We start from the raw sequence: 16,913 nt of genomic DNA on the forward strand, positions 1-16,913 counted from the left end.
CGGGAAACACTCTTCCTGTGCCGGGATTGGGAGGTAATGATCCAGACGGGTCGATCGCCTCCTACACCATCAACACCATACCGCCAGCGGCCCAAGGAGTCCTGTTTTTAGGAGATCCAGCCAACGGCGGAGTCCCCGTGACACCGGGTCAAGTATTGACATCTGCAGAAATAGGACAACTATTTTTCCAATCCACAGGGACTTTTACCGGAGCCAATTTCACCTACAGCGCTACAGATAACCAAGGTCTCGCCAGCACAACGCCTGCGACGGCAACTCTGACAGCAGCCAACCAACCACCAGTAGCCAACCCTACCACTGGGTCAGTGCTGCCGGGAAACACTCTTCCTGTGCCGGGATTGGGAGGTAATGATCCAGACGGGTCGATCGCCTCCTACACCATCAACACCCTGCCACCAGCGGCCCAAGGCATCCTGTTTTTAGGAGATCCAGCCAACGGCGGAGTACCAGTGACACCGGGTCAAGTGTTGACACCGGAACAAATAGGACAACTATTTTTCCAATCCACAGGTAGCTTTACCGGTGCCAATTTTACCTACAGTGCTACAGATAACAGCGGCGCAGTTAGCCCCCCAGCTAACGCTAGTCTCGGTTTAACAGGAGCGCCACCCAACCAAGCACCAGTAGCGACACCTACTAACCTCACGGTAGGGCCAAACAGCAGCGTCCCGGTGCCGGGATTGGGAGGAACTGACCCCGACCCCGATGGGTTGATCGCCTCTTACACCATCAACACCCTGCCACCAGCGGCCCAAGGCATCCTGTTTTTAGGAGATCCAGCCAACGGCGGAGTACCAGTGACACCGGGTCAAGTGTTGACACCGGAACAAATAGGACAACTATTTTTCCAATCCACAGGTAGCTTTACCGGTGCCAATTTTACCTACAGTGCTACAGATAACAGCGGCGCAGTTAGCCCCCCAGCTAACGCTAGTCTCGGTTTAACAGGAGCGCCACCCAACCAAGCACCAGTAGCGACACCTACTAACCTCACGGTAGGGCCAAACAGCAGCGTCCCGGTGCCGGGATTGGGAGGAACTGACCCCGACCTAGAAGGGTCGATCGCCTCCTACACCATCAACACCCTGCCACCAGCGGCCCAAGGCATCCTGTTTTTAGGAGATCCAGCCAACGGCGGAGTACCAGTGACACCAGGTCAAGTCCTGACTCCAGCACAGTTGCAGCAACTGTTTTTCCAATCCACAGGTAGCTTTACCGGTGCCAATTTTACCTACAGCGCCACAGATAACAGCGGCGCAGTTAGCCCCCCAGCTAACGCGAATCTCGGTTTAACAGGAACGACACCCAACCAACCACCAGTAGCGACACCTACTAACCTCACGGTAGGACCAAACAGCAGCGCCCCGGTGCCTGGATTGGGAGGAACCGACCCGGAAGGGCCGATCGCCTCCTACACCATCAACACCCTGCCACCAGCGGCCCAAGGCATCCTGTTTTTAGGAGATCCAGCCAACGGCGGCGTACCAGTGACACCGGGTCAAGTGTTGACTCCAGCACAGTTGCAGCAACTGTTTTTCCAATCCACAGGTAGCTTTACCGGTGCCAATTTTACCTACAGTGCTACAGATAACAGCGGCGCAGTTAGCCCCCCAGCTAACGCTAGTCTCGGTTTAACAGGAGCGCCACCCAACCAAGCACCAGTAGCGACACCTACTAACCTCACGGTAGGGCCAAACAGCAGCGTCCCGGTGCCGGGATTGGGAGGAACTGACCCCGACCTAGAAGGGTCGATCGCCTCCTACACCATCAACACCCTGCCACCAGCGGCCCAAGGCATCCTGTTTTTAGGAGATCCAGCCAACGGCGGCGTACCAGTGACACCAGGTCAAGTCCTGACTCCAGCACAGTTGCAGCAACTGTTTTTCCAATCCACCGGCGACTTTACCGGTGCCAATTTTACCTACAGTGCTACAGATAACAGCGGCGCAGTTAGCCCCCCAGCTAACGCTAGTCTCGGTTTAACAGGAGCGCCACCTCCGCCGACTCCAGCACCAGTACCAACGCCCACTCCCACACCATTACCAATACCGATTCCAGCACCAACACCAACTCCAACACCAACTCCCAACGAACCGCCAGCAGCCAACAATACTAACCTCACCCTAGATCCCAACAGCACCGCGCAAATTCCGGGATTGGGAAAAAGTGACCCCGATGGGTTGATCGCCTCTTACACCATCAACACCCTGCCCTCACCAGACCAAGGAGTCCTCTTTTTAGGAGATCCAGCCAACGGCGGCGTACCCGTGACACCGGGTCAAGTTTTGACACCGGCACAAATAGGACAACTATTTTTCCAATCCACCGGCAACTTTACCGGTGCCAATTTCAGCTACAGCGCCACAGATAACAACGGCGCTACCAGTCCCCTGGCTACCGCTACTCTCGGTTCCACAGGAGCAACTCCCACACCAAATCCCCTAAACTTACCCCCAGTAACCAACAATGCTAATTTCACCGTAGACCCCAACAGCAGCGCGCGGGTGCCGGGATTGGGAGGAAGTGACCCCGATGGGTCGATCGCCTCTTACACCATCAACACCCTGCCCCCAGCGGCCCAAGGAATCCTGTTTTTAGGAGATCCAGCCAACGGCGGAGTAGCCGTGACATCAGGTCAAGTTTTGACACCGGAACAAATAGGACAACTATTTTTCCAATCCACAGGTAGCTTTACCGGTGCCAATTTCAGCTACAGCGCCACAGATAACAGCGGCGCTACCAGCCCCGCCACTGCTACAGTTGCCGCTATCTCCCCGACTTCCAACCAACCGCCATCGGTTAACAATATTAACTTCACGGTTCCCACTAACGGCATCGTGCAGGTGTTGGGATTGGGAGGAAGTGACCCCGATGGGTCGATCGTCTCTTACACCATCACCAGCGTCCCCCCGGCCAACCAAGGAGTCCTGTTCCTATCAGATTCAGTCAACGGCGACGTACCCGTGACAGCCGGTCAAGTTTTGACTCCGGCACAAATAGGACAACTATTTTTCGTAGCCACAGTTGACTTTAACGGAGCAACTTTCAGCTACACCGCCACCGACAACCTCGGCAAAGTCAGCCCCACTAGCGCTAATGTTGCTGCTATCTTGAGGCCAGTTGGAACTGTTCCCCCACTCATACCTACACCCACACCAACGCCCGCGCCCGGTATCTCAAATCCGATCGCCGAACCAGATACCGACTGTTTGTGTCAGCCCATTATTGAAAAACCGGGAATTAACTTTGCGCCCCCGCAGCAACCACCTGCCGTTGGATTTGTCCGGCCTATTTCACAATTTTCAGAGGGACAAACCACCAAAGGAACCGACGGCGATGACTTCATCGTAGACACCAAAGGCAACCAAAAAATCGTGGGTTTTGAAGGCAACGACCTGCTTTTAGGTGAAGACGGCGCGGACGAAATTTACGGCAACGAAGACAATGACAGGATTTTTGGGGGCATTGACACCGATATTGTTTACGGAGACGAGGGCAACGATATCGTATTTGCAGGCAAACAGAACGACTGGATTGCGGGCGACTTAGGCTCTGACACCCTGTTTGGAGATCGAGGTGCGGATACGATTCTCGGAGACACCGGGCAGAACAACTCCCAGAGTCCTGACGATGCTCGCGATTTGATTTTCGGAGGCGAGGGTGCAGACCTCATTAACGGCAACGAGGGCGACGATACCATCCATAGTGGCAAAGGTGACGATATTGCCCTTGGAGGTAAAGAAAATGACCGAATTTGGGGCGAACTTGGCTCCGATACGTTGTTTGGTGGCATCGGCTCCGACAGCTTGTTTGGGGGCATCCGCGACCAAAGTGCCAGCGACTCCCAGGGACGCGACTTGCTGTACGGAGGCTTCGGTAACGACTTCCTCAACGGCCAACAAGCCAACGATACGCTGGTTGCAGGCAAAGATAACGATCGCGCTTATGGAGGTAAAGGCAATGACATCATCTACGGTCAATTAGGCTCCGATACCCTCTACGGTGGCGAAGGAGCTGATACTCTGCTCGGCGACAGTGGCAGTTCCCAGTCCATCGGGGATCTCGGTGAACAAGACTTAATCTTTGCCGACCGCGGCAACGACATCATAGGCGGCGGGCACGGTAATGATACCGTCCAAGCAGGTAAAGGCAATGATTGTGTTTGGGGTGGCAAAGATAATGACTTGATTTGGGGCGAACTCGGCTCTGATACCCTTGTTGGCGACAGCGGCGACGACACCATGTACGGCGGTGCTCGAAGTCGAGCTAATGATGTTGGCGGTCAGGACTTGCTCTTTGGTGGCATCGGTGCTGATGTGCTGTTCGGCGATGAGGGTGACGATACCATCAGTGGTGGTCAAGACAACGACTTGATTTACGGTGGCAAAGCTAATGACCTCATACACGGAGATCAGGGTGACGACTTGATTTACGGCGGTGATGGCAGCGATGAACTCTGCGGTGGCGAGGGTAACGATACCATCTATGGCGATCGTGCTGATAACCGGGCTGTCTCGGTGGGGGCAAACGACCAGCAAGACTGCATCAACGGCGGTGACGGCGATGACTTGCTCTACGGCAATGAAGGCCAAGATACTATCAACGGAGATGCTGGCAGCGATACTCTGATTGGTGGTAAAGATAACGACCTTCTCAATGGGGGCGCTGGAGATGACTGGCTGTTTGGCGACTTGGGCGAGGATACTTTAATTGGAGGTATGGGGAGCGATCGATTTATTTTGAGTGCTGATGGCGGCACTGATACTGTGATTAACTTCGAGGTAGGTGTCGATAAGTTTGTTTTGACTGGCGGCGTGAGTTTCCAGCAGTTGCAATTTAGCGCTACTCCTGACGGTACTTTGCTGCGAATAGCAGGAACCGATCGGGTGTTAGGAAACTTTATCGGGGTTAACGGGGCGATCGGCTCTTCGGATTTCCTATCTAATCTCTTGTCTGAGGGCTAGAATTAGCGCCGAAAGTTCCCTATTTTCATAACAAAACGCCACAGCCGCTCAAAACTTCTGTGGCGTTCTTTGTAGGGCTACTTCGTCCGACGGTGAGGAGGTTTTGATATAGCCTTTATCAAAAAGTTTAGATTTTAGATACTTCGGGTTCGCTGTACAAGTTTTAGATTTTTTGACTTGCTTCGGCTCCCTTCGACTACGCTCAGCACAAGTCGCTCAAAACAAGTTTTAGATTGGGAAATTGAGAACTCTATCTGTCATATCATGTCCGGTCGATTAACCGCAATAAGGAATGAAATTTTAATAACTTAAGCGATTGCTCGTTACTTTCGCTCTGCCTGGTAATGCAGAACCGGAGGCTCTGCCTCCTTTGAGGAAGGCAAGTTACAGGAGATTTGTGTTATTAATCGACCGGACATGATATCAATACTCGATCTTTACCTCTAACTGCTAGATCGTATCTCGAAAAAAATTTGCGTTAATCTGCGTTAATCTGCGTTAATTTGCGGTTGACCTATCAATCAAAATATATGCAATAAGTCTACAAATTACGTTTTTTTCTACAATCAAATCGTACCTCCTATTGCAGGTCGAAGCTCTGGAAACAATTTTATGAGAGTTGTGCGATCGCCTAAAATCAACAAATACAACTCATTACCAATTACCCACTATCGCTTCAAATAATTAGCTTGTGAAAGCGAAATCTGCTTGCGTAAAAACAGCCGGCGCGGTTGACCGAACAGCCAATGAGTCCAATGCCAATCGACTTGTTGCAAGCGATAGCCCGCTTGATAGTACAACTGTCTGGCTGCGTGATTATTTTCCATAACGTGGAGGTAAATCTCCGAAAATCCCCATTCTCTTGCTGTATCCTCGCAGTTGCTGAGCAATTGTTGAGCAACTCCCTGCCGCCGATACTCTGGGTGAACGGCTAAATTTGACAAATAAGGATAGTCTGAACTTGGAATTTGCCAAGGGAAACGAGCGCGCAGGGCCATTTCTATTGTTCCTGCTACGCACCCAAGTCGGGGCGATCGATAATTCTGCATTCCTTCCTCGCGCGAGACTAGCTCAGCAACCAGACAAATGTAATGTTCTGCCTTAGAACGCAGTCGATTTTTTAAATCTTCGTAAATGCCCAAACGCAACACCGGATACACCCATTCTACCAATCCCTGGCGGGAGTGAAAGCTCATGGCTAAAACATCGGCTAGCTGTGTCAAGTCGTTCGACACAGCGACGCGGATCGAAAAGGCAGAAAGTCGGGGAGTTTGTTGTTCGTGAGACGGTGAGGAAAAAAAAGAAGGATTCACAATTTAAGGTCACTATATTATTTTTTTTACGCTATTTTCTCGGACTTTTACCTAAGAAACTTCTCTGATGTTATGATATTATGAGATAATTTATAGATATCGTTGATTCCTATCATTAAATCACATTATTTTATGCTTTAATTTAAGTAGTATTGGATGTTGTGTGCCAGTTTTTGGCATTTAAGAATCAATTTCCTATCAATCAAAACCAATCCCCTAATACTAAATTGGTGGGTAACTGCTAAGGTATTAAAAACAATCAAAAAGGTTTTAATGTCAGGTTCCCGGAACCCTGCGGATCTGTGTTGGTTCAAATATCCGATCGCATCGAATATAACTTTTCGCTCATAAAATTGAAAAACTCAACGACTGACCGCACTAACATCGGGCCCGCTTGCACGTCGGATCTTCGCCACCGGCCCGGTGAACCGGACAACCCAGCTTTCAGCAGTTATGGGTAATCAGCAAGCCCGTCCCGTCACGAATTGGCTTTACCTGTGGCGCTAGGGATCACTCTCCCCACCGTCCAATTTAAATTTGGATGGTCAGAAACATTCTGCGGGGGTTTTCCTTCACGGCTCGATCTTGTGCTGCGATACTGTGCAAAGGGCGATCGAGACTGTCAAAATCTCGAAGAAAGCTAATTTGCCGGTTTCCACAGAGTACATCCCTAGCTAAGATTAACAGATGGACGCTCTGGCTTACAGTGTTTGGCCGCACTAATTGGCTTCTCGAAAATCTGCGATGGCACAAAAATGCCGCGATCGCGGAAAAAGTGCAAGTCTAACTCAAATGGTACAGCAATTGCGTCACCCGCACTCAAAGCCCGTTTGGTCTGTCAGCCACCCCCCGAATATCCGTCAGGGGAACCGGCGCAGGCTCGCCGACAGTATCGAGCTGCGGACTGTTAAAGTTGCTGTAACCTTGGCAGTCGAAAAAACAGAGGCGAAAATATTGGTGGTCTATTATATCGTACTGACAGCAGTTTTCACATACCAAATAAAATAGACCAAGGAGGGAGAATATGACATAAATTTGGCAAATTAACTCACAACCGCGAAGGTTATTCCTATGTATTATGAGATATCCAGACAGCTTTTAAAAGTGCCGGATTCGTGTTTCTGCTCCTGCATAGAGGTGATGGGTAAGGGACACTTACCGCAAGACGAGTTTATGTGAATATCATTAAATAATAAAATTAGGGTGTACGACAGACAATTGTGGCTCAGAATAATTCTGGATTTAAAACTAAATTCTCAAAAATCAAGCTGGATTGGGAGCATCTGGGTTTTGTAAAAAGCATTTTTTTAGAGTGCGAACCCTCGGCAACTCGCGTATTGTACAACTCGCGACTTCCCGATGGCACAATACAAGATGCAAAACACCAATTCTCCCGGTTGACTCTTGCTTCTGCCAACTCACAACAACTTCAGATTCACGAACTATTGTGACTTCAACAATTGAAACCGGCGAATTCTTTTTTTCATCAGACTTATTAAATCGAACAGCCCCGGGGCACAGGAGAACGGTGCATGAATTCTCAATCAAATCCTAAGTTAAAAATTCTGATCGTCGATGACGAACCGGATAACCTCGACTTGCTTTACCGCACCTTCCATCGAGACTACAAAGTGTTCAGGGCAGAATCTGGCCCCGCCGCCCTAGAAATTTTGGCAAAAGAGGGAGAAGTTGCTGTGATTATCTCCGACCAGCGAATGCCAAAAATGAGCGGTACGGAGTTTCTCAGCCTGACGGCGGCTCAATACCCGGATGTCATCCGAATTATTTTAACTGGCTATACGGATATTGAAGATTTAGTTGAAGCGATTAATGCTGGCAAAGTATTCAAATACGTTACGAAGCCTTGGGATGCGGAAGAACTTAAAACTATTGTCACTCAAGCTGTTGAGACTCACAATATCCTGAAAGCGCGCACCAATGAACTGCGTAGGGCTCTCTCGCAAGAATCGCTGCTTTATGCCGTTACCAATACTATCCGATCGGCCCCCAATTACCAGCAAATGCTGCAAAGAATTGTGGAAACCGTCGGGCAGATGTTTGAGGTGAATTGTTGTCTGCTGCGACCTTTCCAAGACGGGCGGGCGGCTGACGAACAGTTCGTTTACCATGCGCCGGAAACCATACCTCTAGATGCTTCTGGACTTTCGGCGGATTTGCTGGCGGATTTGGTTTGGAAAACTCTGGATGTGCAGGTGATTCAAGATGCCGAAACTGATGAGAGAGTTTTAAATTGGGACAATCCCCAGCGACAGCAGGCTTATCAAGCTGCGAATATTCGATCGAGCTTAATCGTACCGCTGTTTTACAAAACGGAACTGATGGCTGTCTTAGCGCTGCACCAGTTCGATCGACCGCGCCAGTGGCAAGACCATGAGGTACAGTTGGTAATTACGGTGGCCGACCAAGCGGCTTTGGCGCTTTCTCAAGCCAGGGCTTACGAAAAGGTGCGGGCGCTGGCCAAGCGCGAGGCCTTAGTCAATACTATTACTACGGCAATTCGATCGAGCCTCGACCCCCAAAATATTTTTGCAGCCATTACTCAACAACTAGGCCAAGCTTTGCAAGTGGACGGCTGCGCCCTATCTTTGTGGACAGAAGATGATGAATACGTCCAGTGCGTGGGGCTCTACGACACAAATAGGAATACCGTGGCTGTAGAACAGGGTTTTAACAATCCAGAGGTAGTGGGGAACCAGGGAAACTCTGCTGCGCCAGGAACGGATTCTGCTAGTGGTGTTAACTCTGGCGCCTGGGTTTTTGCCCATCCTTCCTTGCCGCAATCTTTGGTGCCGATTCGGGGCAATCCGGTGCTGCTGCAAGTTATGGTATCAAAAGAGCCAGTGGCTATTGAAGACCTCTACGAACGCCCCGATTTAAATGTTACAGAACTGCAAGTTCGATCGCCAGCCCGCGCCCTGTTAGTCGTTCCCTTAATCTCCGAAGGCAAAATCATCGGCAGCATTTCCCTGCGCCAAAATCACACCATCCGCCGCTGGAAACTTTCAGATGTTGACTTGGCTCAAATAGTGGCAACTCAAGCTGCTCTAGCCGTGCAGCAGTCGCGCCTCTACCAGACTACCAGACAACAGGCAGAACGGCTCCTAGAGGCCGATCGGCTCAAAACCGAGTTTTTCCAAAATATCTCCCACGAATTCCGCACGCCTCTAACACTAACCATCGGCCCTTTGGAATCAGCTTGCGGCCGCCAAGAAGACTTACCCTACGAACAAGCGGTAATCGCTTTGCGTAATTCGCGCCGCCTCCTGCGCTTGGTAAATCAACTGCTGGACTTGCAGCGACTCGATGCCGGACGGATGCAGCCGAGTTTTCGCCCCTGCGATTTAGTCAGTTTCTGTTACTCTACCGCAGAGTCGTTCCGCGCCTACTGCGATAAAAAAGGACTGCAATTAATTACCCAACTGCAAGAATGTCCTTTACTTTATTTGGATATTGAAAGATTTGACAAAGTGATTTACAACTTGCTATCAAATGCTGTCAAATTCACCCCAGAAGGCGGAACAATTACCCTGACAATTAAACCGGCAGGCGCTCACTGCTTGCTGCAAGTAAAAGACACCGGCATTGGCATTCGCACCGAACAAATTCCCTATTTGTTCGAGCGCTTTCGCCAAGCCGAAGGTTCTACCAACCGTTCCTACGAAGGCAGCGGCTTGGGTTTGGCGCTTGTCAAGGAATTAGTCGAACTCCACGGCGGTCAAATTTCCGTGGAGTCAGTTTACGGCGAAGGTACTACTTTTACCGTCTGGCTGCACTTCGGTTCTACTCACTTACCACCGGAACAGGTACTAGAAATACCTGCAGAGTTTCATTCATCCAAAGCAGCGGTGGAACTGGCAGATGTGGAAGGTGATTTGTCTGATGCTGAATTTGCCAATGAGAGTTTTGAGGCGATCCAACCGATCAATTCAGAAACAGCAGCCGGCACTGTTTTGGTTGTTGACGACAATCCAGATTTGCGCTTTTATGTGTCGGGAATTTTGCAAAATGCCGGCTTTGCAGTTTTGCTCGCTCGCAATGGCGAAGAAGGATTTGCAGCCGCCCAAAATCGTCGCCCGGATTTAATTGTCACGGATTTGATGATGCCTTTAATCTCGGGTTTAGATTTGATTCGGATGATTCGACAAGATGAGGAATTGAAGGGGACTCCGGTAATTTTGCTGACGGCGAAAGCTGACGAAGATACTCGGATTGAAGGAGTAGAACGGGGTGCTGATGCTTATTTGTCTAAGCCTTTTAACGATCGCGAATTGTTGGCCGAAGTGCGAAATTTGATCGCTCTCAAACAAAACGAGCGCCGAGTGCAGCAGTTGAACAGTTATTTAACTGAGTCGGTGCTGCGCCGCTTTTTGCCGCCCTCGATGGTGAAGGCGGCTGCGGCGGGAGATTTGGGGCTGGATTTGCGCCCGGAACCGCGTTTGATTACTATTTTGTTTAGCGATATTGTCGGTTTTACTGAGATGGCAAATACGCTGCGATCGCGCCGGGTGGCTGAGCTGTTGAATGAATATTTGGCGGCAATGACTAAGGCTATTTTTGACAGTGGAGGTACGGTGGATAAGTTTGTGGGAGATGCGGTAATGGCTCTGTTTGGCGCGCCGGAGGAACTAACGCCTAATGAGCAAGTACGCCGCGCGGTGGCTGCTGCAAGGGAAATGCTGCGAGCTCTTAAGGAGCTTAACGAGCGCTGGGTGGAGCAGGGAATTGTGGGGGAAAATGGGATGCCTCCGGTGCGGTTTCGCTGCGGAATTCACCAGGGTACTGCGGTGGTGGGAATGTTTGGTGGCCCGGATCGATCGGATTATACTGCGATCGGGCCGAGCGTGAATATTGCTGCGCGCTTGCAAGAGGTGGCGGAAGCAAATTCTGTACTGATTTCGGCGGCGGTTGCAGATTATGTTGAGGAAGATCGAATTGTTAAATATAAGTCGCTGACACTTAAGGGAATTGATGAAACTGTGTTGACTTTTCTCTTGAATTGTGATTAGTTATATCAATTCCGGTTTCACCGGAATGATGTTGACTGTTGACTGTTGACTGTTGACTGTTGACTGTTTGAACAATACCGATGCAACCGGAAACGATATTATTGGTTGTTTGTGATTGGTTGTTTGTGACTGGTTATTGGTTGTTTGCTCCCAATTTCAATGTCCAATGCTTTTCTGTTTTTAGACCCAATTCTCAATGCTTTTATACCCAATGACTACTGACTACTGACTACTGACTACTGACTACTGACTACTGACTACTGACTACTGACTACTGACTACTGACTAACTAAAATATTTTTAAAGTGACAAAAAATACTAATAAAAAATCCTCTAGCTATCCCTTTGACGGTTTATCTTTGGACGATCGCAATCCCGACTTCATTCAACTTTTGCTGCCCATCTGGGAATGGCTGTACCGCTACTATTTTCGCGTACAAAGCGACGGCTGGCACCACGTCCCCGCTAGCGGAAAAATGCTCGTTGTCGGCTCCCACAACGGGGGAATCGCCGCTCCTGATATGTTTATGTTTCTATACGAATGGTTCCACAGGTACGGCACCGAACGCTTGGCCTACGGATTGATGCACCCGACGGTTTGGCAAGTTTCGCCAGAGATTGCTAGCATGGCGGTGCAGTGCGGTGCCCTGAAGGCGCATCCGAAAATGGCGATCGCAGCTTTGCGAAAAAATGCCCCGGTTCTCGTCTATCCGGGCGGCGCAGAAGATACTTTTCGCCCCCATCACTTGCGTAATAAAATATACTTTGCCGGACGCAAGGGATTTATTAAATTAGCATTGCGAGAAGAGGTGCCAATTGTACCAATTATATCCCACGGTGCCCACGATACTTTAATAGTTTTGGCGGATTTGTACGAAGAAGCTAAGCAATTGCATGAATTGGGGATGCCGTGGTTGTTTGGCATCGATCCGGTGGTGTTTCCGGTGTATTTGGGATTGCCTTGGGGACTGAGTATTGGGCCTTTGCCAAACTTGCCTTTTCCCGTACAGATTCGGACTCGCGTGTGCGAACCGATCGTATTTGAGAGGTACGGAAAAGAGGCGGCGGGCGATCGCGATTATGTCGATGCTTGTTTCGATTTAGTTACAACTCAAATGCAGGCACAATTAGATTGTTTGGCTGGTAATTGAGAATTGGGTGAAAGTGATCTTCGTTGATATCTTGTGAAATAAAGGGTGGTTTCCATAAAGGTTTATCAATGTGGCGAGCGCTCAATGTGGCTATACAATTGAGTAATGTGCTGATCAACATTACTTGTCCGCTGCTATCTACAGCTACCCATCCCTGCATAAAGTCCTAATTCAAAACAAGTCTAGTTGACCAATAGCACAAAATTGACATACCACAAATCTGCCTAAAGTGATAGTAGTCCGCAGACATATTTGTACACTTCCGACTGTAGGGGGATGCTTTAGCTCGTCAATAAAGCGATGCTTGCCATTGGGGGCACGAATCTAAAACTATATAATTAGTCAACTCGCGCCAACGATCGCGCGTACCCACCCTTTAACGAGGCATATACTATGTATCAAAATTTTCCAATAAATCCAGAAATGTATAACATCGGGTTCTTGCTGGCCCAAGTGCCAGTAGAACAGACTGCAACTACAAACACAGTAGAAGAAACAGCACTCCTCTATTCCGGGCCGCAATTTTTTATCGCCCTAATCGCTGGAGTCGTTCTAGCCTGCGCTTTCCAACTGTTGCTAACAAATTTATCAGTAGCTGCAGGCCTTTCCTATATCGGACAATCCCACGATGACGGACACCACTCGGATAGCAGCAGCCCGCCACTGCGCCACATCGGCAGCAAAGTTGGCACTTGGACGCTAATCACCGTCACCGTCGCCCTATTCTTCGCTTGCTTGCTTGCGGTAAAGCTAAGCTTGATTAGCAGTCCGGTTTTGGGGGCGATCGTTGGTTTAGTTGTCTGGGCTACCTATTTCTCACTTCTCGTCTGGGTGAGCTCCACCACCGTCGGTTCCCTGATCGGTTCCGTCGTCAACACCGCAACATCTGGCGTTCAAGCGATTTTTGGCACCGCAGCCGCAGCCTTGGGCGCGAAAGCAGCTAGCAACCAAGTAGTGGCCACAGCTAAAGCAGCCGCCGCCGCAGTGGGACACGAACTCGGTAGCGCGATCGACCCCACAAGCTTGCGGGAAAACGTCGAAGACTACATCCAAGCCCTCAAGCCGCCGGAATTAGACATCAAAGCGATGCGCGGCGAGTTTGAAAAATTGCTCAACGATCCACAACTCAAAAGCATTGCGGGCGAAAATTTGCCGAAGATCGATCGCCAAACTCTAGTAGATTTAGTAAGTTCGCGATCGGACTTGTCAAAGCGCGATGTCAACCGGATTGTAGACCAACTCGAAGATGCTTGGAAACAAGTAGAAAAACAAGAATCTAAATCAGACGGCATCGGCCAATTGGTAGATTATCTCAAATCTGCAAAATCGGGAGATTTGCTCTCAGAACAACTGACAAGTAGGGTAGAACAAGCCCTCAGCAGTCTGGGCGGTCAAAATTCCGGCCAAAGCCCCACCATGAGAGCCCAAGCAACGACAATGGCAGTCAATGCTTTAATGGGAATAGTTTTGGGCCGCACGGACATTTCCGATTTCGATGTAGAAAAAGTAGTCGGTCAGCTCAAAACAGCTAAAGATAAAGTTAGCGCCCAAGCTGATAAAGTTGCCGCTCAAGTCAAAGGCGAACCCGAAACTTATAGCCCGATCCGTGCCGATGTAGAAAACTACTTGCTCAACACTTATTCGTGGCAGATGAACCCGCAAGCGATCGAGCGCGAATTTCGTGACGTGATCTACGATCCTACGGCCGATCCGGGAACTGTGCGCCGCGAATTAGAAAAACTCAATAAATCTCAGTTTGCGGAAATTCTCGCGAGTCGAGGCGTTTTGACCCAAGACAAAATTAAAGAAATTTCCCAGGATTTAGAAGGAATAAGACGGCGAGTTTTAGAAACCGTTATCTTTGCTGAAGAGCAAGAAAAAGTTCGGGACTTGCAGTGGCGGGTGGAAACTTATTTGAAGCTGACCCCGAAAGAGGAACTGACAGCAGCAGGTATCGGGAGCGATTTCAAAAAAATCTTAGATGATTCCGATGCGAGTTACGAACAGTTGCGCGATCGGCTTTCTCCTTACACCCGCGACAGTTTTGTGCAAATTCTCAGAGGCCGCGAAAACTTCGGCTTTCAGGAAGTAGAACAGATTGTCAACGAGTTGGAAAAGACGCGAGATGTCGCTTTAGCAGATGCTAAAGGCCTGCAAGAAGCCGCGCAAGTCCGACTAGACAATCAGTGGCAAAAAGTACAAGAATACTTGCAGTCTACGGGCAAATCAGAACTCAATCCCGAAGGCATCAAGCGCGATTTCAAAACACTGCTGGACAATCCAGAAGCGGGAATTTGGGCGCTCAGAGCTAGAGCTTCTCGGTTCGATCGCGATACTTTGGTAAAATTGCTATCTCAGCGCAAAGACCTCAACGAAAACCAAGTAAACGAGCTTCTAGACAGCGCCGAGGAAACTTGGCACAGCGCGCTCCAAGCACCGCAACAACTGGCAGAAAAAGCTAAGGATCAGTACGACCAAACTACGACCGCCCTGGCAGATTACCTCCGCAATACTGGCAAATCAGAACTCAATCCTGAAGGGATTCAGCGCGATTTGACGAAACTGATGGAAAATCCCAAGGAAGGGGCTTTAGCGCTGCGGGGACGCCTGTCTCAGGTCGATCGCGATACTTTGGTAAAACTGCTTTCTCAGAGAGATGATTTGACTGAAGAACAAGTCAATCAAATTATCGACCAAGTGCAGGAAACTCTGGGCTCGATCGTGAAAGCGCCTCGCCGTTTGGCGAAGCGGGTACAAACCCAAGTCCAGGATTTTCAGAGCGTTTTAGAGGATTATTTGCGAAATACGGGCAAGGATGAATTAAATCCCGAAGCCATCAAGCGCGACTTGCAACTGCTGCTGCACGACCCAAAAGTCGGCGCTTACAGCTTGGGCGAGCGTCTGTCGCACATCGATCGAGAGACTATGGTTTCTCTGCTGTCTCAGCGGCAGGATATTTCTGAAGCAGAAGCTGCTCGCATTGTGGATGGAATTTTGTCGGTGCGCGATGAGTTTGCACTACAAATCCAGAAAATTCAGGATCGCATTCAGTCGGTAATTGACGGGGTTCTCGGAAAAGTTCGGGATTACCTCAATTCGCTCGATCGCCCTGAACTAAATTATGAAGGGATTACGCGGGACGTGCGTCAATTATTTGACGATCCCCAAGCTGGATTTGATGCTTTGCGCGATCGGCTAGGTCATTTCAACCGCGATACTTTAGTAGCACTAATCAGTTCCCGCGAGGACATTTCCGAAGCCGATGCTAACCGCTTGATCGACCAAATTGAAGTCACCCGCAATAGAGTGTTGCAAAGAGCAGAACGCTTGCAGCAAGAAGCCCAGCTTCGCCTTGAAAGCATCAAACTTCAAGCTGAAAAACAAGCTGAAGAAACCCGGAAAGCAGCCGAAGTTGCTTCTTGGTGGCTGTTTTTTACCGCTCTTACCTCGGCCGTAGCAGCAGCCGGTGCCGGTGCTTTAGCTGTTATCCGGTAACTAAAAACTGAATTTGCGCCGTGCAAGCTAATAGTGCCTGATGTGAGTTCCTACTGACATCAGGCACTATTTTTATCAGAGTTTTCAAGGCGAGGATCTCACTTTTGCAGCCAAGCTAGAAATTGGAGACAGGAGACAGGAGACAGGAGGAAAGAGGAAAAAAGAAGGAGTCAAAAGAAGTGTTTTTACAAATATGATATGCTCCTCTTTTCAAGAGCGTGTCGGCTCGATTCATATCAATTCCGGTTGCACTCATACATGATGTTAACGGTTAACAGTCAACAGTGAATTTACTATTCCGATGAAGAGAGGATTTGATATAATATTGAAAAACTTTTTCATACTTGACAGTATTTTCCATAAGTTTAGTATAGTAGAGATAGATACAGGTATAGCCTTTCTCAGAAAGATGAGGTACTATCCGGGATAGGGCATAGGGCATAGGGCATACCTCACACCTCACTTTTGTGAGAACCGCTATAGCATAACCGCTAGTACAAACGGGCGATAATCCAAAACGACTGGCTAGAAAACAATAATATCTAGTGGGTAGCGAACACCACAAAAAACATAGCTAGGGCAGCCACCGCGCACCCATACCAGAAAAATCAAAAATTTAGTAGTTAAATGTACGCCAAGGGCATACGGGAACCTGGGAAGTGATTCCTTAACGCTTGGGGAGACAAGCCCTCTGGGGCTATTCAAATTAGACTCGCAACTTCGTTCAATAGGACGGGTTTTTGGTTGAAATATTGCCGAAAGGATGGATAGTTTAAAGGTGTGTCAGTAAACCAAGAATCCCCGCGCGTTCACGCCCGGGAGTGTCAAGAAGGTAATTAAAGATGTGAAAATACTACACTGATGTGGGGGCGACATATCGGATATCTTGGAAATACCAAGGACTTTTGCCAGTGGGCCCACAACAGTCAAAATATGCAGGCC

General features: G+C 49.2%; 7 protein-coding genes. 5 read left to right on the forward strand and 2 right to left on the reverse strand.

Features of this window, described 5'->3' with window-relative positions; translation table 11 throughout:
• The first annotated feature begins 17 nt into the window (after positions 1 to 17).
• Positions 18 to 4,985: an Ig-like domain-containing protein gene (locus QT998_RS15285; RefSeq protein ID WP_333218069.1), complete on the forward strand. Its 4,968-nt coding sequence runs from the start codon at positions 18 to 20 to the stop codon at positions 4,983 to 4,985.
• A 668-nt stretch (positions 4,986 to 5,653) separates the two neighbouring features.
• Here the strand turns inward: QT998_RS15285 and QT998_RS15290 are convergent.
• Positions 5,654 to 6,298 carry a GNAT family N-acetyltransferase gene (locus tag QT998_RS15290; protein WP_333092120.1) on the reverse strand — a complete coding sequence of 215 codons (645 nt, stop codon included), beginning with the start codon at positions 6,296 to 6,298 and terminating at the stop codon, positions 5,654 to 5,656.
• A gap of 744 nt (positions 6,299 to 7,042) precedes the next feature.
• Between QT998_RS15290 and QT998_RS15295 the strand changes: the two genes are divergently transcribed.
• The 3 genes from QT998_RS15295 (at position 7,043) to QT998_RS15305 (ending at position 12,476) form a co-directional block, all read left to right on the forward strand.
• Complete coding sequence (locus QT998_RS15295) at positions 7,043 to 7,306, forward strand: hypothetical protein (protein WP_333092121.1); 264 nt, start codon at positions 7,043 to 7,045, stop codon at positions 7,304 to 7,306.
• A gap of 524 nt (positions 7,307 to 7,830) precedes the next feature.
• Positions 7,831 to 11,325 (forward strand): response regulator, encoded by a 3,495-nt coding sequence (locus QT998_RS15300; RefSeq protein ID WP_333116442.1) that lies wholly within the window; start codon positions 7,831 to 7,833, stop codon positions 11,323 to 11,325.
• A 305-nt stretch (positions 11,326 to 11,630) separates the two neighbouring features.
• Positions 11,631 to 12,476 carry a lysophospholipid acyltransferase family protein gene (locus QT998_RS15305; protein ID WP_333116445.1) on the forward strand — a complete coding sequence of 282 codons (846 nt, stop codon included), beginning with the start codon at positions 11,631 to 11,633 and terminating at the stop codon, positions 12,474 to 12,476.
• Here the strand turns inward: QT998_RS15305 and QT998_RS15310 are convergent.
• Entirely contained in the window at positions 12,430 to 12,636 is a 207-nt protein-coding gene (locus tag QT998_RS15310; protein WP_333092124.1) for a DUF4915 domain-containing protein, read from the reverse strand. The two genes, QT998_RS15305 and QT998_RS15310, sit on opposite strands and share 47 nt — an antisense overlap.
• Positions 12,637 to 12,869: 233 nt before the next feature.
• Here QT998_RS15310 and QT998_RS15315 point away from each other — a divergent pair, with 233 nt between their 5' ends.
• The gene (locus QT998_RS15315) at positions 12,870 to 15,971 is read left to right on the forward strand and encodes an MFS transporter (RefSeq protein WP_333116447.1); all 3,102 of its coding nucleotides are present in this window, start codon (positions 12,870 to 12,872) and stop codon (positions 15,969 to 15,971) included.
• Positions 15,972 to 16,913: the final 942 nt, after the last annotated feature.

Source organism: Microcoleus sp. S1D4, from assembly GCF_036700765.1.
Lineage (GTDB): Bacteria > Cyanobacteriota > Cyanobacteriia > Cyanobacteriales > Microcoleaceae > Microcoleus.

What these genes read in the sequence shown, in the direction of transcription:
- QT998_RS15295 (WP_333092121.1), top strand. Translation starts at nt 7,043, where the DNA reads ATGGCACAAAAATGCCGCGATCGCGGAAAAAGTGCAAGTCTAACTCAA.
- QT998_RS15300 (WP_333116442.1), top strand. Translation starts at nt 7,831, where the DNA reads ATGAATTCTCAATCAAATCCTAAGTTAAAAATTCTGATCGTCGATGAC.
- QT998_RS15310 (WP_333092124.1), bottom strand. Translation starts at nt 12,636, where the DNA reads ATGCAGGGATGGGTAGCTGTAGATAGCAGCGGACAAGTAATGTTGATC.
- QT998_RS15315 (WP_333116447.1), top strand. Translation starts at nt 12,870, where the DNA reads ATGTATCAAAATTTTCCAATAAATCCAGAAATGTATAACATCGGGTTC.